The 24587-nt window shown below is 60.4% G+C and carries 18 protein-coding genes; 13 read left to right on the top strand and 5 right to left on the bottom strand.

The genetic code is table 11. The annotated features are described in order from the left end of the window. The first annotated feature begins 142 nt into the window (after positions 1-142). From AC0TNJ_RS07645 to AC0TNJ_RS07660, 4 genes are all read left to right on the top strand, one after another. On the top strand, positions 143-424 hold the full coding sequence (locus AC0TNJ_RS07645) for a hypothetical protein (protein ID WP_121987122.1): 282 nt from the start codon (positions 143-145) through the stop codon (positions 422-424). Positions 425-431: 7 nt separating this feature from the next. Beyond that, positions 432-1328 (top strand): pyridoxal kinase PdxY, encoded by an 897-nt coding sequence (pdxY, locus tag AC0TNJ_RS07650; protein WP_122003401.1) that lies wholly within the window; start codon positions 432-434, stop codon positions 1326-1328. Next, positions 1328-2047: a DUF429 domain-containing protein gene (locus AC0TNJ_RS07655; RefSeq protein ID WP_473770750.1), complete on the top strand. Its 720-nt coding sequence runs from the start codon at positions 1328-1330 to the stop codon at positions 2045-2047. Before pdxY ends, AC0TNJ_RS07655 begins: the two co-directional genes overlap by 1 nt. Before the next feature lie 101 nt (positions 2048-2148). Next, the gene (locus AC0TNJ_RS07660; RefSeq protein WP_122003403.1) at positions 2149-2793 is read left to right on the top strand and encodes a carbonic anhydrase; all 645 of its coding nucleotides are present in this window, start codon (positions 2149-2151) and stop codon (positions 2791-2793) included. Positions 2794-3101: 308 nt separating this feature from the next. Here the strand turns inward: AC0TNJ_RS07660 and AC0TNJ_RS07665 are convergent, their stop codons facing one another. Further along, entirely contained in the window at positions 3102-3926 is an 825-nt protein-coding gene (locus AC0TNJ_RS07665) for a lytic murein transglycosylase (RefSeq protein WP_473770751.1), read from the bottom strand. A gap of 290 nt (positions 3927-4216) precedes the next feature. Between AC0TNJ_RS07665 and AC0TNJ_RS07670 the strand changes: the two genes are divergently transcribed. The 9 genes from AC0TNJ_RS07670 to AC0TNJ_RS07710 all read left to right on the top strand — a co-directional run bounded on the left by AC0TNJ_RS07670 (position 4217) and on the right by AC0TNJ_RS07710 (position 17862). Further along, the gene (locus AC0TNJ_RS07670; protein ID WP_122003405.1) at positions 4217-5920 is read left to right on the top strand and encodes an L-lactate permease; all 1704 of its coding nucleotides are present in this window, start codon (positions 4217-4219) and stop codon (positions 5918-5920) included. A gap of 361 nt (positions 5921-6281) precedes the next feature. Next, on the top strand, positions 6282-7853 hold the full coding sequence (gene ffh, locus AC0TNJ_RS07675; protein WP_473767381.1) for a signal recognition particle protein: 1572 nt from the start codon (positions 6282-6284) through the stop codon (positions 7851-7853). Between the two features lie 5 nt (positions 7854-7858). Beyond that, complete coding sequence (locus AC0TNJ_RS07680) at positions 7859-8173, top strand: chorismate mutase (protein WP_122003410.1); 315 nt, start codon at positions 7859-7861, stop codon at positions 8171-8173. Between the two features lie 72 nt (positions 8174-8245). Beyond that, on the top strand, positions 8246-8662 hold the full coding sequence (gene rpsP, locus AC0TNJ_RS07685; protein WP_473770752.1) for a 30S ribosomal protein S16: 417 nt from the start codon (positions 8246-8248) through the stop codon (positions 8660-8662). 206 nt (positions 8663-8868) lie between these two features. Continuing rightward, positions 8869-9492, top strand: coding sequence for a LemA family protein (locus tag AC0TNJ_RS07690; RefSeq protein ID WP_122003408.1), 624 nt, complete (start codon positions 8869-8871; stop codon positions 9490-9492). 11 nt (positions 9493-9503) lie between these two features. Next, a complete protein-coding gene (locus AC0TNJ_RS07695; protein WP_473770753.1) occupies positions 9504-10409 on the top strand; it encodes a TPM domain-containing protein in 906 nt (301 codons plus the stop codon). A gap of 12 nt (positions 10410-10421) precedes the next feature. Continuing rightward, positions 10422-11063: a TPM domain-containing protein gene (locus AC0TNJ_RS07700; RefSeq protein WP_473770754.1), complete on the top strand. Its 642-nt coding sequence runs from the start codon at positions 10422-10424 to the stop codon at positions 11061-11063. A gap of 289 nt (positions 11064-11352) precedes the next feature. Next, positions 11353-16143, top strand: coding sequence for an NAD-glutamate dehydrogenase (locus tag AC0TNJ_RS07705; protein ID WP_473770830.1), 4791 nt, complete (start codon positions 11353-11355; stop codon positions 16141-16143). A 321-nt stretch (positions 16144-16464) separates the two neighbouring features. Beyond that, positions 16465-17862 carry an MFS transporter gene (locus AC0TNJ_RS07710; RefSeq protein ID WP_473770755.1) on the top strand — a complete coding sequence of 466 codons (1398 nt, stop codon included), beginning with the start codon at positions 16465-16467 and terminating at the stop codon, positions 17860-17862. Positions 17863-17879: 17 nt separating this feature from the next. Here the strand turns inward: AC0TNJ_RS07710 and glpK are convergent, their stop codons facing one another. The 4 genes from glpK to AC0TNJ_RS07730 form a co-directional block, all read right to left on the bottom strand. Continuing rightward, on the bottom strand, positions 17880-19379 hold the full coding sequence (gene glpK / locus AC0TNJ_RS07715) for a glycerol kinase GlpK (protein ID WP_473770756.1): 1500 nt from the start codon (positions 19377-19379) through the stop codon (positions 17880-17882). A 224-nt stretch (positions 19380-19603) separates the two neighbouring features. Next, positions 19604-21220, bottom strand: coding sequence for a bifunctional phosphoribosylaminoimidazolecarboxamide formyltransferase/IMP cyclohydrolase (purH, locus tag AC0TNJ_RS07720; RefSeq protein WP_473770757.1), 1617 nt, complete (start codon positions 21218-21220; stop codon positions 19604-19606). Between the two features lie 106 nt (positions 21221-21326). Next, a complete protein-coding gene (locus AC0TNJ_RS07725; RefSeq protein WP_473770758.1) occupies positions 21327-23069 on the bottom strand; it encodes a heparinase II/III family protein in 1743 nt (580 codons plus the stop codon). 122 nt (positions 23070-23191) lie between these two features. Continuing rightward, positions 23192-24583, bottom strand: a complete 1392-nt coding sequence (locus AC0TNJ_RS07730; RefSeq protein WP_473770759.1) for an RsmB/NOP family class I SAM-dependent RNA methyltransferase — start codon at positions 24581-24583, stop codon at positions 23192-23194. Between the last annotated feature and the right edge of the window lie 4 nt (positions 24584-24587).

Raw genomic sequence — 24587 nt, forward strand, 5'->3', positions numbered from 1 at the left:
GTGATGCTGTGCCCGTCAATTCAAACTGAAGCGCGTTTCGATCTCCTGAATCGGATCAGCGCTCCGGTCATTTGTTTTAACGCGCATCTGTTCTGAAAGCCGTTTCACACGTTTCAGGATGCGCTCCAAAGGCAGGCAGGGCATGGGCGAGCGCCAGCAGGCGGGCATAGGGGAAGGCGGCGGGCCGGGGCGCGAGCGCCAGGAAGAGGCCCAGCGCATTCTTGACCGGCTGGAGCGCGAGCAGACCGGGGCCGAAGGCATTGTGCGGCGCGGTTTTTTCCGCACTACGCAACATCTGGCCGCCGCCGACGCTCCCGAAAACGATCCCATCGAGCTTTGGGCCACGCGCGTCGGGCGCGGGCTCGGCTTCCTCATCACGCTGGCGATCATCGTCTGGCTCATTTTCTATCTCATGCAAAGCTAGGTGCCCAATGACGCTTTCAGCGCCTTCGGATGCGACAACCGTTATTGTCATCTCAAGCCATGTCGTGCGCGGATCGGTCGGCAATCGGGCCGCCGTTTTCGCATTGGAAACGCTGGGTTTTCCCGTCTGGGCCGTGCCGACCGTGGTGCTGCCATGGCATCCGGGCCATGGAGTTCCGGGCGCTCCGGCTGGACGCATCGTGCCGCCGGCGGAAGAGTTTTCGCGGCTCATGCAGGATCTGCAGCGCGCGCCATGGCTTGGCGAGGTGGGCGCTGTCCTGACCGGCTATCTCGGCCATCCCGAGCAGGCGGCAGCCGTTGCCGAACTGGTCAAGACCGTGAAGACGAAAAATCCGCAGGCCGTCTATCTCTGCGATCCGGTCATTGGCGACGAGAAGGGGCTTTATGTGCCCGAAGCGACGGCGATCGGCATTCGCGACAGGCTTTTGCCGCTCGCCGATATTGCGACGCCCAATCGGTTCGAGCTTTCCTGGCTGACCGGCGTGCCGCTCGAAGACAATGCCGCCCTGATGGAAGCGGCACTGGAAGCCGGTCCGGCGACCATGCTGGTTACTTCGGCCTTTCCGCTGATGAGCGGCAGCATCGGCAACATTCTGCTGACGCCGACCATGGCGCTGATGGCCGAGCATCGCCGTGTCGAAGGCCCGACCAACGGTCTTGGCGACCTGACCTCGGCGGTGTTTCTGGCGCGGCGCCTTTCCGGCATGACCGAGGAAAAGATGCTGCAAAGCACAACCGCAGCGGTGTTCGAGATCATGGCGCGTTCGGCAAAGCGCGGGGCGGACGAACTGATGCTGGAGGCCGATGCGTCGAGCCTTGCAACGCCCATGGCCATGGTGCAGACCCGACGGCTGGTGCATCCGACCAGGGGGTTGCGCGCCTGATGCAGACCGCCGCCGTGTTCGCTGGCGTCGATGGCTGTCCCGGCGGCTGGGTCGCGGTGATCGGGGAGAGCGGGCGCTTGCGGGCCGAAGTGTTCGGCAGTTTTGCTGCATTGGCGGCGTCGCTGCCCGACAAGGCGATCATTGCTGTCGATATGCCGATCGGCTTGCCCGAAAAGGGCGTGCGTTCTGCGGAGCGGGCTGCGCGGGCGCATCTCGGCGAAAGACAGTCGAGCCTTTTTTCCATTCCGCCGCGTGCTGCCGTTTATGCTGCGGATTATCGCGAAAGCTGTTCCCTGTCGCTTGAACGAACCGATCCGCCACGCAAGGTTTCAAGGCAGGCTTTCGGGCTTTTCCCGAAGATTTGCGAGCTTGATGCCCTGTTGCGCCGCGATGCCGGGCTTGCGATGCGTGTTATCGAATCGCATCCCGAACTGGCTTTTGCCGCGCTGAATGGCATGAAGGCCATGTCGCTGCCCAAGAAGATCAAAGGCCGCGTAAACCCGCAAGGGCTGGCCGAGCGCCGGGCATTGCTGCGCGGCTGCGAACTGACGGAGGATTTTTTGCAAAGTCCCGTTCCGCGCGGCGCGAAGGAGGATGACTTTCTCGATGCCTGCGCCATGTATCTCGTGGCCCGTCGCCATGCGCGGGGCGAGGCGCGTCCGTATCCCGGCCATGTGGAACGTGATGAGTTCGGTCTGCGCATGGCGATATGGGCTTGAGAAACATGCGTGAATGCGAGCGAAAATCTGCGTCCAATTCGACGCAGCCCGTTCAGTGCATTTCGATTGATCTCGCTTTTCGATAGGGATATTGGAAAAATATGGTTGATCTTCCAGACTCACTTCTCGCCGGTTATCGGACCTTCATGAGCGAGCATTTTGCCCATGAAACCTCACGATACCGCCATTTGGCCGACAAGGGACAATCACCGGAAACGCTGGTTATCGCGTGTTGTGATTCCCGTGCGGCTCCCGAAACCATCTTCAACACGGCGCCCGGAGAAATCTTCGTCCTGCGCAATGTTGCCAACCTCATTCCGCCCTACGAGCCCGATGGCGAATATCATGCCGCTTCCGCAGCGCTGGAATTCGCGGTTCAAAGCCTCAAGGTGAAGAATATTGTCGTCATGGGCCATGGCCGCTGCGGCGGCATCAAGGCGGCGCTCGACACCGAAAGCGCGCCGCTTTCGCCGGGCGACTTTATCGGAAAATGGATGAGCCTCATCGCGCCCGCCGCCGAAGCTGTCAGCGGCAACCAGCTCATGACCCAGAGCGAACGCCAGACCGCTCTGGAGCGCATCTCCATCCGCTACTCCATCAACAATCTGCGCACATTTCCTTGCGTCGATATTCTGGAGAAGAAGGGCAAGCTTACCCTGCATGGCGCATGGTTCGATATTTCGACCGGCGAGCTGTGGGTGATGGATCATCAGACGGGCGATTTCAAACGTCCTGAGCCGGCCTGATCGAATATTCAAAAAGAGTGTTTTTGAACGGCTCCTTTCATGTCGAGAGGAGCCGTTGCCTTATTTTTGCCATCAGAAATCGGGGATTTTCTTCCCAAAACGCGAAAAATCGCACCAGAACATGCAAAAATAGCCCCAAATTTTGGGGCTATTTTGTGAAGTCTGTGGCTTTTCCGTGGCAATTTCGAAGCGAAATTGCGGATAGCGGCATAGGAGCGGGATGATTTAAACTAAATCGTCTCCCGCTCTGAATTTTATTTGAGCATGATTTTATCCGAAAACCGGTTCCCAGTTTTCGGAATCATGCTCTAATTTCCGTCGATGGCCTTGCCCATGACGGCGATGGCGCGCTGGTAAACCGAAGCTGCATTCCAGCCCTGGATCGCACCGTAGTTCGGTTCGCCCGGCTGATAGCCCGCACCGCGCCGCCAGCCGTGGCCGACGAGGAAATTCGCGGTCGAATGGAGCGCGTCCGCCTTGTTGCGCAGGTCGAAATGGCCGCCGCCCGAACCGCTGACACCGTATTTCAGGACGTTTGCCGGCATGAACTGGGTCTGGCCGACTTCGCCATGCATCGCGCCCACGGCCTGCGGGCTGAGATCGCCCTGATCGATGAGCTTGAGAGCGGCATAAAGCTGGCCGGTGAAGTATTCGGAACGGCGGCAGTCATAGGCCAGCGTTGCAACGGCGGACAGCGTGTGCTGCTTGCCGAGATAGGAGCCGAAGCCGGTTTCCATGCCCCAGATCGCGATCAGCGGGCCGGCTGGAACGCCATAGCGCTTTTCGATCGCGGCGAAGAGAGCGGCGTTCTGCTGCTTCTGGGCGCGGCCGCGCTTGATGATCGTATCGGCGCCGCGCTTCTTCATGAAGTCTTCGAAGGAGAGCTTGAAGCTCTTCTGATTGCGGTCGGCATTGATGGTGGCCTGCGCATATTTGGTGTTGGCCAGCGCGCCGAGGCCCGCCTTGCCAACGCCGCGCGACGGCGCTTCCTTGAGGGTCTGCTGGAGCCAGGCATTATAACCGGCGGCGTTATTGCCGCACTGGGCTGCCTCGGCAATGCCTGTTCCCGTCATCATGCCCATTGCAAGAACTGCTGCTGCCGTCCAAGTCCGGCCCTTGGCAACCAATGCCATTCGTTTCTCCTTTGGAGTTGATTCGACCTCAACGCGAATTTGCCATTCCTTACACCAAATGTCATGCGGCAACGACAACGCGCCGGAGGCATTTGCGAAATGCCGCGTTTACAAACATTTTTGCATCAAAACAGCAAGCTTTTGTTGGCTCCCAAACAGTGAGCGAAATTTTTCGCTTGGATGCTGTGGCTTTCATACCTATTGCTAATAGCGGGACTGGTAAAGAATATTTACCACCCAGGATACAATCGATTTTCAAGATTCGTGACATTGACGAGGGAGGACGCCACATGTCGAACGGATTTCTTGCGCTATTTGCGTTTCTGCCAATTCTCGTAGCCGGTGTAATGCTGGTTGGATTTCGTATTCAAGCCCGCATCGCGATGCCTGTTACCTATGCGCTGACCGTGGTGATCGCCATGGCGGTCTGGGGCATGAGCGGCAACCGGGTCATCGCCTCGACCATTCAGGGCCTGATCCAGACGGCGGGTCTGCTCTGGATCATTTTCGGAGCGATACTGCTTCTCAACACACTTAAATATTCGGGCGGCATTTCCGCAATCCGGTCGGGTTTTGCCCAGATCAGCCCGGACCGCCGCATCCAGGTGTTTCTGATTGCCTGGCTGTTCGGTTCGTTCATCGAGGGTGCGTCCGGCTTCGGCACGCCTGCCGCCGTTGTGGCGCCGCTGATGGTGGCTGTCGGGTTTCCGGCCCTTGCCGCCGTTACGTTCGGACTGATGATCCAGTCCACGCCGGTCTCGTTCGGGGCCGTCGGCACGCCGCTCATCGTCGGCGTGCAGTCGGGTCTCAATCGCGAGGCGCTGACGGCGCAATTGCAGGGCGTGGGGTCGGGCTGGGAACAGTTCTTCCATATCATCACATCGGAAGTGGCAATCCTGCATGCGCTGTGCGGCACGTTCATGCCGCTGTTTCTTGTGGTCGTCATGACCCGCTTCTTCGGGCGCAACCGCTCCTGGACGGAAGGCCTTGCCATTCTGCCCTTCGCGCTGTTCGCCGCCTTCTCGTTCACCATCCCATATGTGCTGAGCGCGGTTTTCCTCGGCGCGGAATTTCCGTCCATGATCGGCGGTCTCGTCGGTCTGGCGCTCGCGACATTCGCAGCGCGCGCCGGTTTTCTCATGCCGAAGCAGAACTGGGATTTTCCGCCCGCTTCGGAATGGCCTGCGAGCTGGCTCGGCAGCGTCGAAATCAAGCTCGATGAACTGACCTCGAAGAAAATTCCGCTGGCATTGGCATGGACGCCCTATGTGCTTCTGGCGATTTTCCTGGTCGTCAGCCGCACATTCCCGTCCGTGGGCAATGCGCTCAAATCGATCACCTTCGTTGCCAAGGATATCATGGGTGAAGCCGGGGTAGGAGGCGATTTCTCGCCGCTTTTCCTGCCGGGCGGCCTTCTGGTCATTGTCTGCGTGATCACCTTCTTCCTGCATCGCATGAATGGCGGGCAGTTTGCCAAGGCTTTCGGGGAAAGCACCAAGACGCTGGTGGGGGCGGGCTTCGTGCTGCTGTTCACCGTGCCGATGGTGCGCGTCATGATCAATTCCGGCGTCAACGGCAAGGAACTGGCCAGCATGCCGCTGATGGTGGCCGACTGGGTGGCGACGGAAGTCGGAAATGTCTATCCGTTCTTCGCCCCCTCGGTCGGTGCGCTGGGTGCGTTCCTTGCAGGCTCCAACACGGTATCGAACCTCATGCTCAGCCAGTTCCAGTATGGCGTGGCGGAAGGGCTCGGCATTTCCGGTGCGCTGATGGTTGCCGGTCAGTCGGTCGGTGCCGCAGCCGGCAACATGATAGCAATCCACAACGTGGTTGCGGCTTCGGCGACCGTCGGCTTGCTGGGGCGTGAAGGCACCACAATGCGCATGACCATCATCCCCACGATCTATTACGTGGTGCTGGCGGGAACCCTGCTGATGATCGGCCTCTATGTGCTGGGCATCGGCGATCCGCTGGCTGGTGTGGCGGCACAATAAACGCAAGCGAACCTAAAACGGCCCCGTTTGTTTTAGGGGCGCATCCCGAAAGGCGTGAAACGGTTTTCGGAACAAGATGCGCCCCATGGCAAACCGGGCCGGTTTCAGTGTATTGCGGGCCTTTTGCTTGACATTGCAGGCTGTTCGCCTTAAAGCCTGCTCCAATCTATCCGCGATCTTCAGAACGCGAGCCACCGACCGGGACCCATCATGGTATAAAGCGATCCCGGAGGTCCACATCCGACAGCGCGATGCGCCCTCGGGTGCTGTACCGCTTTGGTTGCTTCTTGAACTGGCAGACCCACGGGACGATTTATCCCTGACGAAGCATAAGCCTCTTCTCGGATTAAAAGGAAATTCGATGTTTGAATCACTTCAGGAGCGTCTTGGCTCCATCCTGAACGGCCTGACCGGACGCGGCGCTCTTTCCGAGGCCGACGTGACGGCGGCGCTGCGCGAAGTGCGCCGCGCGCTGATCGAGGCCGACGTTTCGCTGGAAGTGGTTCGCTCCTTCACCGACAAGGTGCGGGAAAAGGCCGTTGGCGCTGAAATCCTGAAAAGCATCAAGCCCGGCCAGATGGTCGTCAAGATCGTCCATGACGAACTTGTCGAAATGCTCGGCACCGAAGGCGTTTCCATCGACCTGAACGCGCCTGCGCCCGTCGTCATCATGATGGTCGGCTTGCAAGGCTCCGGTAAGACGACCACCACGGGCAAGATCGCCAAGCGCCTGACCGAGCGCCAGCGCAAGAAGGTGCTGATGGCGTCGCTCGATACGCGCCGTCCGGCTGCGCAGGAACAGCTTCGCCAGCTTGGCATCCAGACCGGCGTCGACACGCTGCCGATCATTGCCGGCCAGTCGCCGGTGGAAATCGCCAAGCGCGCCGTGCAGGCCGCAAAGCTTGGCGCGCACGACGTGGTCATTCTCGATACCGCAGGCCGCACGCATATCGACGAGCCGCTGATGGTGGAAATGGCGGATATCCGCAAGGCCGCCAATCCGCATGAAATCCTGCTCGTTGCCGACAGCCTGACCGGTCAGGACGCCGTCAATCTGGCGCGCAATTTCGACGACCGCGTCGGCATTACCGGCATTGTGCTCACCCGTATGGATGGCGACGGTCGCGGCGGTGCCGCCCTTTCCATGCGCGCCATCACCGGCAAGCCGATCAAGCTGATCGCCACCGGCGAAAAGATGGATGCGCTTGAGGAGTTTTATCCCAAGCGTATTGCAGACCGTATTCTCGGCATGGGCGACATTGTTTCGCTGGTCGAAAAAGCTGCCGAAAACATCGACGCGGAAAAAGCCGCCGCGATGGCCAAGAAGATGCAGTCGGGCAAGTTCGATCTCAACGATCTTGCCGATCAGCTCGGGCAGATGAAGAAGCTTGGCGGCATGGGCGGCATCATGGGCATGATGCCGGGCATGGCGGGGATGAAGGACAAGGTGGCAGCCGCCGGTCTCGACGACAAGGTGTTCGACCGCCAGCTCGCCATCATCGGTTCCATGACCAAGGCCGAGCGCGCCAATCCCGACATTCTCAAGCACAGCCGCAAGCAGCGCATCGCCAAGGGTTCCGGCACGAGTGCCGCCGACATCAACAAGCTTCTCAAGATGCATCGCCAGATGGCCGACATGATGAAAGTCATGGGCAAGGGCAAGGGCGGAATGATGAAGCAGATGATGGGCGGGCTTGCCAGCAAGATGGGGCTGGGTGGTCTGGGTGGAGGAATGGGCATGCCCGATCTCTCCAAGATGGACCCCAAGCAGCTTGAGGCGCTTGCCAAGCAGGCGGAAGCAGCGGGCCTGACGAAAGGCGGCGGCTTGCCGGGGCTTCCCGGCGGCGGTCTTCCGGGCGGTTTGCCCGGTCTGGGCGGGCCCAAGCTTCCCGGTCTCGGTGGCGGCCTTCCGGGTCTGCCGAAGAAGAAGTGAGCATCATGAGCGACGAACAGAACACTGCACCGGCTGAACTTCTGGCATTGCGCGCTTCCATCGACAATATCGATGCGGCGTTGATCCATATGCTGGCCGAGCGTTTTCGCTGCACGAAGGCTGTTGGCGTTCTGAAGGCTGAACGCGGTCTGGCGCCCGCCGATCCGGCTCGCGAAAAGCGTCAGGTGGAACGTCTACGCGCGCTTGCAGTCGATGCCCATCTCGATCCCGATTTCGCCGAAAAATTCCTGAACTTCATCGTGAAGGAAGTCATTCGGCATCATGAGCATACCGCCGCCAATCACGGTGGGAAACAATAGCTATCTCGATAGCTTAACCCGTTTTGTCCCGGCCATCCCCCGGGCGAAGCAATTGTCTAAAGGAAAGAAAAAATGTCTCTGAAGATTCGTCTGGCCCGCGCTGGCTCCAAGAAGCGTCCTTACTACCACATCGTCGTTGCCGACGTCCGCAGCCCGCGTGACGGCCGCTTCATCGAAACCGTTGGCGCATGGAACCCGATGCTGGCCAAGGACGCTGAACGCGTGAAGCTCGACGCCGACCGCATCCAGCATTGGATTGCACAGGGCGCACAGCCGACCGATCGCGTTCTGCGCTTCCTCGACCAGGCTGGCCTTGCAAAGCGTCCGACCCGCAGCAACCCGACCAAGGGTGAGCCGGGCAAGAAGGCCCAGGAACGTCTGGCCATGGCCAAGCAGGCTGAAGAAGAAGCCGCTGCAAAGGCTGCCGAAGCTGCTGCAGCCGCCGCGGAAGCTGCTGCTGCTCCGGCTGAAGAAGCTGCAAGCGAATAATTTTTTCGCGCAGTTTTGCGTTTTGAGAAAGCGGCGGAGCAATCCGTCGCTTTTTCTTTTTAACCAGTCATTTTGAATGGGCTGGACGCGCCGCCAAAATCGCTTATCTTCTTGATTTGACGGCTCGCATTTGCGTGAACGCGTATGTGCGGGTGATGAGTTTGTTTCCCCGGCGCTTGGCAAAGCGCTCTTTTCAGGAGAAGTCCATGTCGGCTGCGACCGTTGCCACTTCTTTCTCTTTTCGCCGTATTTTCATCGCTCTTGGTCTCATCGTTCTGGTTCCGCTGCTCTCCGCATGCGGTTTCAACACGATCCCCACCAATGAGGAAAAGGCGAAAGCCGCCTGGAGCGAGGTGCAGAACCAGTATCAGCGCCGCGCCGATCTCGTGCCCAATCTGGTCGAGACCGTGAAGGGCTATGCCGCCCACGAAAAGGAAACCCTGCAAGCCGTGATCGATGCGCGCGCCAAGGCGACGCAGGTGCAGATCACGCCTGAAACGCTGAACAATCCCGAGCTGTTCAAGCAGTTTCAGGATAATCAGGCCAACCTGACCAGTGCGCTGTCGCGCCTGATGGTGGTGGTCGAGCGCTATCCGGACCTGAAAGCCAACCAGAACTTCCTTGCTTTGCAGTCGCAGCTTGAAGGCACCGAAAACCGCATCGCCGTCGCACGGCGCGACTATATCGAGGCGGTTCGTGTCTACAACACGTCGCTGCGCACCATGCCGACGATGATCTGGACATGGATCTGGTATCGCGATGCACAGCCCATGCAGAGCTTCAGCGCCGATGCGGGCAGCCAGGCCGCGCCCAAAGTCAACTTCAACTGACGGCGCGATTTATGGCGCGTGCGGCACTCTTGCGTGATCGTCGCGGCCTTGGCTGGCCGGGGGGCTGGCTGGGCTGGCTGGGCTGGCCGCGACATTTGCTTGCGCTCGCTTTCCTGATTTTTTCGAGCGTTCTGGCGCTGAACAATGCGCTGGCGCAGGACGTGCCGAAGCCGGCGCAGGCACTGACAGGCCGCGTGGTGGATGCGGCAGGGATCATCGATCCGGCTGAGCGCCAGCAACTGACGCAGAAACTTGCCGATTTCGAAGCGAAGTCGTCCGATCAGGTGGTCGTGGTGACGGTGCCAAGTCTCAATGGCGAAGACATTGAAACCTATTCCAACCGTCTGTTCCGCGCCTGGGCGCTGGGGCAGAGCCAAGAAAACAACGGCATTTTGCTGGTGGTTGCGCCCAACGACCGCAAGGTGCGCATCGAGGTCGGCTATGGTCTCGAAGGCGTCATGACAGATGCGCTTTCAAGCGTCATCATCAATGGCACCATCATTCCGGAATTTCGCACCGGCAATTATTCGAGCGGCATCGTGCAAGGCGTGGACGGCATTCTTTCGGTGCTTTCCGGCGATGCGGCGGAGCTTGAAGCGCGGGCGAAGCGCAATGTGCAGTCAAGCTCGGACGATGTCGACTGGGTGTTCGTCGTCTTCATCACCTTCTGGTGCCTGATCTTCTTCGGCGGTTTCGGCATGGCGATCCTGACGCCGGTTTTTGGCCGCAAGATCGGGCCGGGAAAATATCAGTGGCTCGGCATGGTCGTGGATTACAACAATCGCGGCGGCGGCTCTGGCGGCAGGGGTGGCGGCAGCTGGGGCGGCGGCGGTGGCTGGTCGTCCGGCGGGGGAGGCGGCGGTTTCTCCGGCGGTGGCGGCTCATCGGGTGGCGGCGGCGCCTCGGGCAGCTGGTAGGGAGACGCAACGATGAAGCATCACACGCTGATTGGCGCCGAGGACCATACCCGCATTGCCGAGGCGATCCGCAAGGCGGAAGCCGAGACCAGCGGCGAAATCTACGCCGTCCTGGCGCGCTCCAGCGACGATTATTTCTTCGCGGCGGGCTTTGTCGCGACCTGCGGCATTCTGCTGGCATCGGTTGTCGTGGCGTTTCTCGCGCACTGGTACTGGTTCGATATCCGCCTGCCCATGTTTGGACTGGCGGTGCTGGCGGCGTTTCTGACCGCAATGCTGGTGCTCTGGTTCTTTCCGGCCATCCGCATGCTGCTGGTGCCGCGCCGCATCCGCTACAAACGCGCCCATCTCAATGCCGTGCAGCAGTTTCTGGCGCGCAATGTGCATATTACGGAGCACCGCACCGGCATCCTGCTTTTCGTCTCCATGGCCGAACATTATGCCGAGGTGATCGCCGATGCGGGCATCAATGCGCGTGTCGATCAGGAAGAGTGGAACGCGATCGTCGCGACGCTCACCCATCATGCCTCGCGGGCGCAGGTGGCCGAGGGTTTCGTGCTGGCAATCGGGCAGGCCGGGCTTTTGCTGGAGAAGCATTTCCCGGCAGGCCCGGACAATATCAACGAGCTGGACGATCACCTGATCGAGTTATGAGAGCCGTTCGATTCCGTCAGAATCATCTGCAACTTTAGTCCTAGAATAAGGCGAAACGCGCCTGCGGCTTCGCCCTTCTGACGGGTTTCCAGCGGGTTGTGGAGAAATCCACCGGCATAATCCGAAATTTCGCAGGAAGTTTTCGAAGTTTTGTTCCAAATTAAATGGATTAAATGCTGTTTTTCTGACTTTCCGGGAAATTTTTCGTTATTTTCAGCGAATTGCCATCGAAACCGATGCCTAATCTGCTAGTTTGGCGCGCATTGCCATCATGACAGGAGTATCCGACGTGACTGCAAAGCAGGATCGGTCGAGCAAGGTTAAAGGTTCCAAGGCAAGCAAGGAGGAGAAGAAGGGAGGAAGTTCGAAGGCGCTTACGGCCTTCTCGCAGCTTCTCTTCGAATGGGCGCCGCCAGAAGATCTGGCCGCTTACGATGCTGCCGCTCTCGACAGTTCGGCCCGTCACGGCTATGCCGCGCTGGAATCCTGGCGCAAGGGCAAGAGCATCATCAGCGTCGATAACGGTATCGAACGCCAAGGTCGCCCGGTGAGCGTCATCACCATCGTCAATGACAACATGCCGTTCCTGCTCGACTCCATCATGGGTGAGCTGAACGATCATGCCGGCCAGATTTTCATGGTCGTGCATCCGGTTCTGGATATTGCACGCGAGAAGGACGATCTCGTCATTCTCGGCGAAGCATCGCAGCTTGCGCCTGCCAAGGGTGTTGAGCGCGTCAGCCTGGTACAGATTCATCTTCCTGCCCTCGACAAGCAGGTCAAGGCCGACCTGACCGCCGCCATCAAGCGCGTGCTGGGGCAGGTTCGCTCCGCCGTCAGCGACTGGAAGCCGATGCTGAAGCGCCTCGACGGCGCCATCGCCGATTACAAGCGCGTTTTTGAAATGACGAACGATCCGGCCATGCCGGAAGCAATCGCGTTTCTGGAATGGCTGCGCGACGACCGTTTCATCTTCCTCGGCCTGCGCGAACTGACCTTCAAGGGCAAGGGCGACAAGCGCGAACTGGTCCCGGTCAGGGAAACGCTCGGCATCCTCAACGATCACGAGGTCCGCGTCCTGCGCAAGGATGGCGACGACACCGTGACGCCACGCGAGGTGACGGAATTCCTCGACAGCAGCGAACCGCTCATCGTCACCAAGGCGAATTCGCTTTCGCTGGTGCATCGCCGCTCCTATCTCGATTATGTCGGCGTGAAGATTTTCGGCGAGAAGGGCGAGGCCATCGGCGAACTGCGCCTGGTCGGCCTCTTCACCTCGGTCGCCTATACGAGCTCGGTTGCTGGCATTCCGTTCATCCGCTCCAAGGCCGATGCGGTCATCAAGCATCTGGGCTTCAACCGCGAGGACCATTCGGGCAAGGCGCTCATCAATGTGCTGGAAGAATATCCGCGCGACGAGCTTTTCCAGATCGATGTGGAAAGCCTCACGGCCAATGCCGAACTGATCCTGGCGCTCGGCGAACGCCCGCGCGTGCGCGCCGTGCCGCGTCTCGATCGCTTTGGCCGTTTCGCCACGGTGCTGGTCTATATCCCGCGTGACCGCTACGACTCGGTCGTGCGCGAGAAGATCGGCCATTATCTGGTCGACGTCTATGGCGGCGACAGCTTTGAGTTCCATCCGGTCTTCCTGCAAAACGGCCTGACCCGCGTTCAGTTCGTCATCCGCCGTCATGAGCGCTCCACGCCGCATGTGGACCGGGAAGCGCTGGAAGCTGAAGTGCGCGCCATCGTCCGCACCTGGGACGACGCGGTGCGTGAAAGCTCGGACAGCGCCGAGGCAAAGACCGTTGCGCTTGCCGCGAGCTTCCCGCCGTCCTATCGCGAAATCTTCACGGCGCCGGAAGCGCTGGTCGATGCGGAACGCATTGCCGGCCTCAGCGCAGAAGCTCCACTTTTCGTGGATTTCTATCGTTATCGCACCGATGGTCCCGATGCGGTTTCGCTGAAAATCTATCATCACGGCGCCCCGGTTGTGCTGTCGCAGCGCGTGCCGCTTCTGGAAAACATGGGCTTCCGCGTCGTCAGCGAGCAGACCATCGACCTGCCAAATGCGGGCAAGGACGGCGCGACCGTCTATCTGCACGACATGCAGCTTGTGAATGCCTATGGCGCAGCCGTCGATCTTTCCGACGATGGCGAGATGCTGGAAGATGTGTTCCGCAATGTCTGGGACGGTCTGGCCGACAATGACGGCTATAACGCGCTGGTGCAGACCGCGCGCCTGAGCGCACGCCAGATCATGATCCTGCGTTCCTATGGCCGCTATCTGCAACAGGCAGGCATTGCCTATTCGCAGAGCTTCATCGCGGCTGCGCTGAACCGTTATCCGGAAATCGCCAGCGATCTCTATGCGCTATTCGACCTGCGCTTTAACCCGTCGGCCAAGCGCCGCGATGCGGCTGAAAGGAAGCTGGTCGACGGTATTGAAACCGCGCTCCTGGGCGTGCCGAGCATCGATGACGACCAGATCTTGCGCCGTTTCCGCAATCTGATCGAAGCGACGCTGCGCACCAATGCTTACCAGCCGGATGCCGACGGCAAGCCGCGCGTCACCTTCGCCTTCAAGCTTGATCCGCGTCTGGTCGACGGCCTGCCGGACCCGCGCCCCTATCGCGAAATCTTCGTCTATGGGCCGGAAGTGGAAGGCGTGCACCTGCGCTTCGGCGCTGTCGCTCGCGGCGGCCTGCGCTGGTCGGACCGCGCACAGGATTATCGCACCGAAGTGCTGGGTCTCGTGAAGGCGCAGCAGGTCAAGAACGCGGTGATCGTGCCGGTTGGCGCCAAGGGCGGCTTCTATCCGAAGCGCCTGCCGGTCGGCGGCGACCGCAATGCGGTTTTCGAAGCCGGTCGCGATGCCTATAAGGTGTTCATCTCCACGCTTCTGTCGGTCACCGACAATATCGAGGACAACCATGTCGTGCCGCCGACGGAAGTCGTGCGTCATGACAATGACGACCCTTATTTCGTCGTTGCCGCCGACAAGGGTACGGCCACCTTCTCCGATACGGCCAATGCCATCAGCCAGGCGCATGATTTCTGGTTGGACGATGCCTTCGCATCCGGCGGTTCTGCCGGTTACGACCACAAGGGCATGGGCATCACCGCGCGCGGCGCGTGGGAAGCCGTGAAGCGGCATTTCCGCGAGCTCAACATGGATATCCAGACCGAGCCTTTCACGGTTGCCGGTGTGGGCGACATGTCGGGCGACGTGTTCGGCAACGGCATGCTGCTTTCCGAGCAGATTCGTCTGGTGGCGGCATTCGACCATCGCGATATCTTCATCGATCCGAACCCGGTTCCGGCGGACGGCTATGCCGAGCGCAAGCGCCTGTTCGAACTGCCGCGTTCGAGCTGGCAGGATTATGACCGCTCCAAGCTTTCGGCTGGCGGCGGCATCTACAGCCGCAGCCAGAAGACGATTACGCTCTCGCCGGAAGCCGCCGAAGTCATCGGCCTTGGCAAGACCTCCGGCACGCCGCAGGAAATCATGACGGCGATCCTGAAGTCGAAGGTCGATCTCCTCTGGTTTGGCGGTATCGGCACCTATATCCGCTCGTCCGCCGAAACGGATGCGCAGGTCGGCGACCGCGCCAATGATGCCATCCGCATCACCGGCTCGGAAGTCGGCGCACGGGTGATCGGCGAAGGCGCAAACCTTGGCGTAACCCAGCGCGGGCGCATCGAATATGCGCTGTCGGGCGGTCGCGGTAATACGGACGCCATCGACAATTCGGCAGGCGTCAACTGCTCGGACGTCGAGGTCAATATCAAGATCGCGCTGGCTGCCGCCATGCGTTCGGGCAAGCTCAAGCGCCCGGCGCGCGACAAGCTCCTGGTCAGCATGACCGACGATGTATCGGAACTCGTTCTGCGCAACAATTACCTGCAACCGCTGGCCTTGTCGCTCAACGAAAGGCAGGGGCTCGCAGAACTGCCCTATCAGGCCCGCTTCATGGCCGAGCTGGAAGCCCGCAAGCTTCTCGACCGCAAGGTGGAGAACCTGCCGTCCGACGCCATGCTGATCGAGCGCCAGAAGGCTGGCCAGCCGCTGACGCGCCCGGAACTGGCGGTCCTGCTGGCTTATGCCAAGCTGTCGCTCTGTGACGATCTGGTGGCGAGCCAGCTTCCGGACGAGCCTTACTTCCAGTCGCTGCTGCTGGATTATTTCCCGAAGCGCATGGTGAAGACCTATGCCGAGGAAATCTCCGGCCATCGTCTGCGCCGTGAAATCGTCGCCACCCTGTTGGCAAACGATGTCATCAATCGCGGCGGCATCACCTTCATCAGCCGTCTGGCCGATACGACCGGCAAGTCGCCTGCCGATATCGTCCGCGCCTATGTGGCGGTGCGTGACGGTTTCGACATCGACACGATCTATGATGCCATCGATGCGCTCGACAACAAGGTGCCGGGCGATGTGCAGAACCAGTTCTATCATCTGGTCGGCGAAATGCTGCAGGCGACGACGGCCTGGGTACTGCGCAACGACACGACCCGCGCCAACCTGACGGAGCTGGTGGATACGATCACCCGCGCCCGTGCCGAACTGGAGCCGCGTTTCGACGGCCTGATGCCGGAATATCTGAAGAGCGCGCTTCAGACCGACAAGGCCGCCTTCGTGGAAATGGGCGCGCCGGAAAAGCTGGCAGGGCGTCTTGCCAATCTGCAGCTTGCAGGCATCATGCCGGACATCGCGCTGATCGCGCATCTGGCCGGTGCCGACCGGGTGGTCACCGCCAAGACCTATTTCGGTGTTTCGGAAGCGTTCCGCATCGGTCGCATCGAGGAAGCCGCCCGCGCTATCCCCGTCACGGATTATTATGACGGGCTGGCGCTGTCGCGGGCAAGCGATACGATCACGCAGGCCGCACGCGGCATCACCATTGCGGCGCTCAAGCGCTTTGCCAAGGAGAAGGACCCGGCGTCAGCCTGGTTTGCCGCCGATGGCGCGCGCATCGAGCAGGTGAAGAGCCGCATGGTGGCGCTGACGGAAGGTGGCGACCTGACCGTCTCGCGACTGGCGGTTGCGGCGGGTCTCATGTCCGATCTTGCGCAGTAAAACAACCCGAGAACAGTCTCATGGAAGGGCGGCTTCGGCCGCCCTTTTTCATTATCCTGCGCAAAACCGTTTCACACTTTTGCTGGAAATGCTCTAATATGATTTGGGCCTGAAATTCATCCGACACATTGAAGGAACGACGCAGCCTTGGCTGGGCTGGCCTGCGCGCATCTGCCTGAAAATCGGAGCTGAAAATCGGAGCCGGTTTTCGCAAAGCATTGTGTGCAGATGTATCGCGTTGGAGTGGTCTTTATACGCCAAAAGGCGCACGGTGCTCTATCGTCGAAAGCAGCTTCGGGCGTGGGGGGAAGGAAAGAGTAATTGAGCGATCAGCTTGTGGCTGCCCGCAGCCATGCCTCGCGGCGTGGCATATGGGGCTGGATATTCTTCGACTGGGCGGCGCAGCCGTTCTTTACCGTCATTGTAACCTTTATCTTCGGCCCGTATTTCATTTCCCGCATGGCGGATACTCCGGAAGCGGGGCAGATTGCCTGGGGATATGGTCTTGCCGCAGCCGGTTTCGTGATCGCCATCCTCTCGCCCGTTCTGGGGTCGATTGCCGACAAGACCGGTTCGCGCAAGCCCTGGATCGCCTTCTTTGCCGTTCTGAAGATCGTGGGCCTGATGACGCTGTGGTTTGCAGTGCCGGGTGCCAGCCTGTTCTGGGTGCTTCTGGCTTTCAGCATGGCAATGGTTTCGGCGGAATTTTCCATCGTCTTCAACGATTCCATGATGCCGCGGGTTGTTCCCGGCGGTGAGATCGGCAAGGTTTCCAACCTGGCCTGGGGGCTTGGCTATCTGGGCGGCGTTCTGGTGCTCATCTTCGTGGTGGTTTTTCTGGCTGCATCGCCGGATACGGGCAAGACGCTGATCGGGCTTCCGCCGCTCTTCGGCCTTGATCCGTCCAGCGGAGAAGATGCCCGCATCACCGGGCCTATCGCGGCGCTGTGGTATCTTGTTTTCATCATGCCGATGTTCCTGTTCACGCCCGATCAGGCGCGTGGACAGCCGTTGCGTCAGGCAATCGGCAGCGGTCTGGCTGAACTCAGATCGACGCTGGGGGAAGTGCGAAAGCGTCCGGGCATTGCCCGCTTTCTTGCCGCGCGCCTTGTCTATCAGGATGGGCTCAACGCCATTGTGACGCTGGGCGCCGGTTATGCCGCTTCGTTGTTTGACTGGAGCATCAACGAAATCGGCCTCTTCGGCATGATTACCAATGTGACGGCCATCCTGAGCTGCCTCGTTGTGGCGCGTCTCGACACCAGGATCGGCTCAAAAGTCATCGTGATTGGATCGCTGGTGCTTTTGCTCGTGGCTTCATTGGGCATCGTTTCCACCCAAACGGATTCCCTGCTGTTCGGCCTTGTGCCGGTCAGCTATCCAGAGGTGAGGGGACTGTTCTCGACTGTTTCGGAACAGGCATTTCTCGTTTACGGGCTGACGATTGGCGTGGCGCTCGGGCCGGTGCAGGCATCCGCCCGTTCGTGGTTTGCCCGCAGCATCAGGCCGGAGGAATCGGGCCGCTATTTCGGCATCTATGCGCTGGCTGGCCGCGCGACGAGCTTTCTCGGACCGTTTCTGGTGGCGACCATCACCGCTCTCAGCGGTTCCGCAGCACTCGGCATGTCGGTGCTGTTGCTGTTCTTTGCCGTTGGGCTCTATCTGGCGGCCATAACGCCTTATCCAGCCGACCGGCCGCGCGCATCCGGCCCGCTGTGACGGGCCGGATGATTATATTATTCGATCCAGCCGAGTGAACGCTGCACGGCCTTTTCCCACGAGCGGAACAGGCGCGTGCTTTCCTCGGCTGACATGCGCGGGTGCCAGCGATGGCCCACTTGCCAGTTCTCGATAATGTCCTGCGTGGATTTCCAGTAGCCGACGGCAAGCCCGGCGGCGTAGGCGGCGCCCAGCGCCGTCGTCTCGATGATTTTCGGACGCACGACCGGCACGTCCAGAATGTCGGACTGGAACTGCATGAGAAGCTCGTTGACGGTCATGCCGCCATCGGCGCGCAGTTCCGTGATCTCGACGCCGGAATCCTTCACCATCGCATCCAGTACTTCGCGCACCTGATAGGCGCTTGCCTCAAGGGCTGCGCGCGCTATGTGGCCCTTGTTGGCGAAGCGGGTGAGACCGGCAATGATGCCGCGCGCCGAATCCTGCCAGTGCGGCGCAAAGAGGCCGGAAAAGGCCGGGACGAAATAGACGTCGCCATTGTCTTCGACGGTCCGCGCCAGCGTTTCGATGTCGCCGCTCGTTTTGATGATGCCGAGATTGTCGCGTAGCCACTGCACCAGAGCGCCGGTGATGGCGATGGACCCTTCCAGCGCATAGACCGGCTTCGCACCGTCGAGCTTGTAGGCAACCGTGGTCAGCAGGCCGTAATTGGAGGGCACCAGTTTCTCGCCGGTGTTCATCAGCATGAAGCAGCCGGTGCCATAGGTATTCTTGGCTTCGCCCGGTTCCAGGCAGGCCTGACCGAAGAGCGCTGCCTGCTGGTCGCCCAGAATGCCCGCAAGCTGGACGCCGGAAAGCGCGGGCAAGGTGATCTCGCCATAGACCTCGCTCGAAGAGCGGATTTCCGGCAGGCAGGCGGATGGAATATCGAACAGGCGAAGAATAGCTTCGTCCCATTCCAGCGTCGAAAGATCCATAAGCTGGGTGCGGGAGGCATTGGTCACGTCGGTGATGTGAATGCCGCCCTCAGTGCCGCCGGTGAGATTCCAGACCAGCCATGTGTCGATGGTGCCGAAAAGCGCATCGCCCGCTTCAGCCTTTTCACGCGCACCCGGAACATGATCGAGGATCCAGCGCAGCTTGAGGCCGGAAAAGTAAGTGGAAATTGGCAGGCCCGTCTTTTCGCGCAGACGGTCCGCGCCGCCGTCCTTGGTGTAACGGGCGACCAGCTCGTCGGTGCGCGTATCCATCCAGACGACCGCATTATGAAGCGGCGCGCCGGTCTTCCGGTCCCAGAGCAAGGTGGTCTCACGCTGGTTGGTGATGCCGACGGAAGCGATATCGCTTGCCTTCAACTTTGCCTTCTTGAGTGCAGCCGCAATGACATGCTGCGTGTTCCGCCAGATTTCCACCGGATTGTGCTCGACCCAGCCCGCTTTGGGGTAAATCTGCTCGTGTTCGCGCTGGTCGCTGGCGACGATATCGCCCTGCCTGTCGAAAATGATGAAACGCGAACTCGTGGTTCCCTGGTCGATGGAACCGATAAACTGCGTCATGGGGCGGGCTCCTCCAAATCTGTTCGAAACGAATGTAAACGAAAGAATGTGAAACTCAAAATAGAGCATTTCCAGCAAAAGTGCGAAGCGGTTTTGCGTAGGATAATGCGAAAAAACAAAGAGATAGATCGGTTCCGCAATTCCGCTAGGATCGGAACCGATCTAAACGAAGGCCCCGGAACGGTTGGTTCCGGGGCCTCTATAAATCTGTGGTTTACAAGGATTTAGTGGCGGAAGTGACGCATGCCGGTCATCACCATGGCAATGCCATGTTCGTCGGCAGCGGCGATCACTTCGTCGTCCCGCATGGAGCCGCCGGGCTGGATGACAGCGGTTGCGCCAGCCTGAACTGCGGACAGCAGACCGTCTGCGAACGGGAAGAACGCATCGGAAGCGACCACGCAGCCCTTGGTGAGCGGTTCGGCAAGACCGGCTGCTTCGGCTGCATCTTCGGCCTTGCGGGCTGCGATGCGGGCGGAATCGACCCGGCTCATCTGGCCTGCGCCGATGCCGACCGTTGCGCCGTCCTTCACATAGACGATGGCGTTCGATTTCACATGCTTGCCAACGCGGAAGGCGAATTTCAGATCGTTGAGTTCGGCTTCGGTCGGGGCGCGCTTGGTGACGACTTTCAGATCAAGGTCATCGACCACGCCATTGTCGCGCGACTGGACCAGCAGGCCACCGGCAACCGTCTTGGCGGCAATGCCCTTGGCGCGCGGGTCCGGCAGACCGCCGGTCACGAGCAGGCGCAGGTTCTTCTTGGCTGCGACGATGGCCTGTGCACCTTCGGTGGCATCCGGCGCGATGATGACTTCGGTGAAGATCTTCACGATCTCTTCGGCTGCTTCCTCATCGAGCGTCTTGTTGAGCGCAACGATGCCGCCAAAGGCTGAAACCGGATCGCAGGCGAGCGCCTTGAGATAGGCTTCCTTGATCGTGGAAGCTTCCGCAACGCCGCACGGATTGGCGTGCTTGATGATGGCGACGGCTGCGGTGCGGGCGGGATCAAACTCGGCCACCAGCTCGAAAGCCGCATCGGTGTCGTTGATGTTGTTGTAGGAAAGCTGCTTGCCCTGAAGCTGGGTCGCGGTGGCGACGCCGGGGCGCTTTTCGCCGGTGAGATAAAAGCCAGCCGTCTGGTGCGGATTTTCACCGTAGCGCATGACGGAATGCAGCTTGCCTGCGACGGCGCGATAGGTTGGCGTTTCTTCGTTGATTGCCTCGGCAAACCAGTTGGAAATCGCCGCATCATAAGCTGCCGTGCGCGAAAAGGCCTTGGCGGCAAGCTTTTTGCGGAAGGCGAGCGGCAGGGAGCCGGAATGCTTTTCCAGTTCGGCCACAACTTCCGTATAGTCGGCAGGATCGACGACCGTTGCGACATAGGCATGGTTCTTGGCCGAAGCGCGGATCATCGCCGGGCCGCCAATGTCGATATTCTCGACGGTGGTGTCATAGTCGCCGCCCTGGAAGCGGACTTCCTCGAACGGATAGAGATTGATAACGGCAAGATCGATGCCGCCAATGCCGTGTGCTTCCATGGCCGCGACATGTTCCGGGTCATTGCGTACGGCGAGCAGGCCGCCATGCACCGCCGGATGCAGCGTCTTGACGCGCCCGTCCATGATTTCCGGGAAGCCGGTGACTTCGGACACGTCCTTCACCGGAATGCCTTCTGCGGCAATCGACTTGGCGGTGCCGCCGGTCGAGAGGATTTCGACGCCTTGCGCATGAAGCGCCTTGGCGAAATCGATCAGGCCGGTCTTGTCGGAAACGGAAAGGAGGGCGCGGCGCACCCGATGAAGATCGGGAGCGGGAATATGCTTGGAGCTGACAGCCATAGGGAGTTGGTCTCTTCGTTGCTGAAACGGATGCGTTCAGGAAAGTGGACGGCTCGCCCTAACACAAGCGCGCCGAGAATCCTACCGCAAAAGACCAATTTGATCTTTATACGTAACTGCCAAGCGCGACGCGGCTGAACTGCCAGTTCACTTCCGGCAGGTCGGATGCCGGGAAGGAGAGCACGATCTGTTTCGATGTCACTGGACCGCGGAAACCCGCAAAGAAGATCGAATCTTCCAGTTGCGGCGCAACTTCAAAGCAGGAAAAGACCCAGGTGTCGTCGCGATCCGCTGACAGGACGATCAATCCGTTCTCATCGAAGGAAATATCGACCGAGGGATGCAGGTGGAAACGGACGGCAATATTGTCGCGCCCGTTGGCCTTCAACGGACGGCCATCGCCGCGATAAAAGCGATCGGCGCCCTGGATTACGCTGCCATTATGCGACAGCACGAGGCGACGTTCGTGATAGATGCCGAACAGGCGCGCATAGCCGTCATGGCTGGCAACAAATCCCTGCCGCCCCATTTCCTCGATCCGGTCGCGCTGCACGCGGGTCGGGCCTGCAATGATCGGCGTGCCGATCATGTTGGAAAGGCCCGCATTGAGGCTGAAACGGCACGAGGACGTGTCGTTGATGGTGACGGTGGAGTGCGCAGCCGTCGAGCGGCCCAAGGGACGAAATTCCGGCGGGCCGAAACGGTCGATGCCGGAATTGACGATATAGCGCTGGCGCCCGGAGGACATTTCAAAGGCGAGGCAACCCGCATGGGCATCCCGCGATGCGGTCACCGGCGGCGGCAGTCCGGTATCGGCGATGATGGTGGTGGACCCCATCGAAAGCCGTTCATAGCCGGAATAGGGCGCATGGGTCAGCGGCGATCCGGCGGTCTCGTCGTGCCGCAGAACCGAGATGATGCGTTCCGGCATGGTGGGACCGACGCCATTGAAAAGCGCAAGGCTGCCATCCTGATGACGGAAGAAACGCAGCGCAGGCAACATGCGCTCAACGGCTTCGATCAGCGCCTTGGGCGGCGATTCGGTGCCGTTGGCATAGGTCTGGCGGAGCGGCAGAAGATCGGCCAGAAGTTCCAGTACCGTAACGGGATTGCGCGAGATATGCCCGCCATCCGGCAGGATCTGGCGTTTCAGCTCATATTCCAGATTGCGGCGCGCGGCGCGTGCCGTCGGCGGCGAAACTGGCAAGGCAAGCGCTGCGAAGGCAAGAGCGATGCGGGCGCGCAAGCGTTCCTCGCCGTCATCCATGGCGGCGGCGACGGTGCGCAGGTAACGCACCTGCATGGCGAGCGAGCGCATGAACTTGCGATAGGCGGGAAGTTCCGCGCCCGACAAAATGAGATTGGAATGCTGCAGCCAGGCGATGATGCGCTGGGCGGTGACTTCCGGCGACCAGGCAAGACCGCCGATGCGCCTGCCGAACATGCGCATCCAGTCATCGACGAGCGCGCGCGCATTGGCGGTGGCCAGTTCGCTGTTGGCGCTTTTCAGATGACGCAGCCAGCCAAAACTCTGGAGGGCTGCTTCCCATTCCGGTGTCGGCGGCTCGACGGCGAAAGGCGACAATCCGCCGGTTTCGACAAGACGACCGGCGAGCGCGAAGCGGCCATGATAGAATTCTTGCGCCAGTTGCGGGTCGGCGACGCGCAGGTCGGGCGGGGCTATCAGAATGCGGTCCGGGGTAAAGCCGGTGAAGCGCCAGCGATAAAGCGGCCCCATGCGCAGACGGCGGCTGAACTTGCGCCACGCCTGTGCAACGGCCAGTCCCCAGAGGTGAGGGGTTTCGCTGAGGGCGACTGCCACCCGGTCTTTCTCCGTATCGTTTGTCATTATGCTGCGGCCAAATCGAACAGCCGATGTCCTTTGATACAATTGTACTGAAATGGTGAATCGAGCGTTAACCATACCGGACGGAAATGCGCCCGGTATGCGAAAACACTTGTTTAGTGGTTTTATACGCGCTTGAAGCGGGCGGCGAAGAAGCCGTCCATGCCAGCCATTTGCGGATTGCCGTCAAAACGATCCGGCGGCAGGTCTGCAGGTGTAGACCGCAAAAAGCCTTCCGCCGTCACCAGCCCTTCAAGGCCGGGACAATCCTGCTCCGTGATCGGGAACGGCTCCAGCAGCGGATTTTCCGCCGCCTTGCGCGCCATTTCTTCGCCTTCGAGCGGATGCAGCGAACAGTTGGAAAAGACGATCACGCCGCCGGGTTTGACCAGAGTGGCCGCGTGCGCCAGAAGCTTGCCCTGAAGTTCCGCGAGTTTTGCAATGTCCTGCGGGGTCTTTGTCCATGGCACATCCGGGTGACGGCGCACCGTGCCGGTGGACGAGCAGGGCGCATCCAGAAGCACGGCGTCGAACAATTCATTCGGCTGGAAATCCATCAGATTGGTGGCGACGGTTTTCGCCTCGAAACCAAGCCGTTCCAGATTGCTGTTGAGCCGCTTCAGGCGGTTTTCGGAAAGGTCGAGCGCGGTCACATCCGCGCCCTGAAGCACAAGCTGCGCCGTCTTGCCGCCGGGGGCGGCACAGAGATCGGCAACCCGTTTGCCCTTGATGTCGCCCATCAGGCGGGCGGGCAGGCTTGCCGCCACATCCTGCACCCACCAGTCGCCTTCGGCAAAGCCGGGCAGGTCGGTGAGATTGCCTTCGACCGTTTGCAGGCGCACCGAACCGTTGGGAAGCGCCATGCCGCCGAGCTTTTCGGCCCATGCCTTCGCATCGCCCTTGACCGTGAAATCGATCGGCGGCTCATAGGCGTGCATGGCGAGAATGGTTGCGGCTTTTTCCGCGCCATAGGCATCCGTTATACTCTTTGCAAACCACTCCGGCACATTGGTTTCGGGCTCCAGCGTGTGGGCGAGAGCGCGTTCCTTGTTGCGCGCGAGACGCCGCAGCAGCGCATTGACCAGACCGGCATATTTGCGGTTGCGCGGATCGTTGTTTGCCGCTTCCACCGCCAGATCGACCGCCGAGTGATCAGGCAGATCGAGATAGAAAATCTGGGCGATGGCGACGTGCAAAAGATGTTTCAGCGCCACGGCATTTTCCGGCAATGGCCGGTCGAGCCGCTTGTTGATGGCGCGTTCGATGCTGCCGCGATTACGCAGCGCAGAACCCAGAATGGCGCGAACCAGAGCGCGGTCGCGCGGCTCAAGCGCCAGATATTGCGGATGGCCGTGGGTATTGTCGGTCAGGCCGTCGAGCGAGGTGTTCTTTTCGATCACCGCGCCGAGAAGGCGGGCCGCACACAAACGCGCCGCCAGACCGGGGCGCAGGTCTGCGGCGTAGTTGTTCTGCGGCTTTTTGTTTCCACGCTTCGGCGCGGCTTTTTTATCGTTCACACTA

The sequence above is a fragment of the Ochrobactrum sp. PL_is483 genome, from assembly GCF_055816855.1.

Coding starts and splice junctions, on each gene's coding strand:
- AC0TNJ_RS07645 (WP_121987122.1), top strand. CDS start 143: ATGGGCGAGCGCCAGCAGGCGGGCATAGGGGAAGGCGGCGGGCCGGGG.
- AC0TNJ_RS07655 (WP_473770750.1), top strand. CDS start 1,328: ATGCAGACCGCCGCCGTGTTCGCTGGCGTCGATGGCTGTCCCGGCGGC.
- AC0TNJ_RS07725 (WP_473770758.1), bottom strand. CDS start 23,069: ATGACAAACGATACGGAGAAAGACCGGGTGGCAGTCGCCCTCAGCGAA.
- rpsP (WP_473770752.1), top strand. CDS start 8,246: ATGTCTCTGAAGATTCGTCTGGCCCGCGCTGGCTCCAAGAAGCGTCCT.
- AC0TNJ_RS07665 (WP_473770751.1), bottom strand. CDS start 3,926: ATGGCATTGGTTGCCAAGGGCCGGACTTGGACGGCAGCAGCAGTTCTT.
- AC0TNJ_RS07680 (WP_122003410.1), top strand. CDS start 7,859: ATGAGCGACGAACAGAACACTGCACCGGCTGAACTTCTGGCATTGCGC.
- pdxY (WP_122003401.1), top strand. CDS start 432: ATGACGCTTTCAGCGCCTTCGGATGCGACAACCGTTATTGTCATCTCA.
- AC0TNJ_RS07700 (WP_473770754.1), top strand. CDS start 10,422: ATGAAGCATCACACGCTGATTGGCGCCGAGGACCATACCCGCATTGCC.
- ffh (WP_473767381.1), top strand. CDS start 6,282: ATGTTTGAATCACTTCAGGAGCGTCTTGGCTCCATCCTGAACGGCCTG.
- glpK (WP_473770756.1), bottom strand. CDS start 19,379: ATGACGCAGTTTATCGGTTCCATCGACCAGGGAACCACGAGTTCGCGT.
- AC0TNJ_RS07660 (WP_122003403.1), top strand. CDS start 2,149: ATGGTTGATCTTCCAGACTCACTTCTCGCCGGTTATCGGACCTTCATG.
- purH (WP_473770757.1), bottom strand. CDS start 21,220: ATGGCTGTCAGCTCCAAGCATATTCCCGCTCCCGATCTTCATCGGGTG.
- AC0TNJ_RS07695 (WP_473770753.1), top strand. CDS start 9,504: ATGGCGCGTGCGGCACTCTTGCGTGATCGTCGCGGCCTTGGCTGGCCG.
- AC0TNJ_RS07690 (WP_122003408.1), top strand. CDS start 8,869: ATGTCGGCTGCGACCGTTGCCACTTCTTTCTCTTTTCGCCGTATTTTC.
- AC0TNJ_RS07670 (WP_122003405.1), top strand. CDS start 4,217: ATGTCGAACGGATTTCTTGCGCTATTTGCGTTTCTGCCAATTCTCGTA.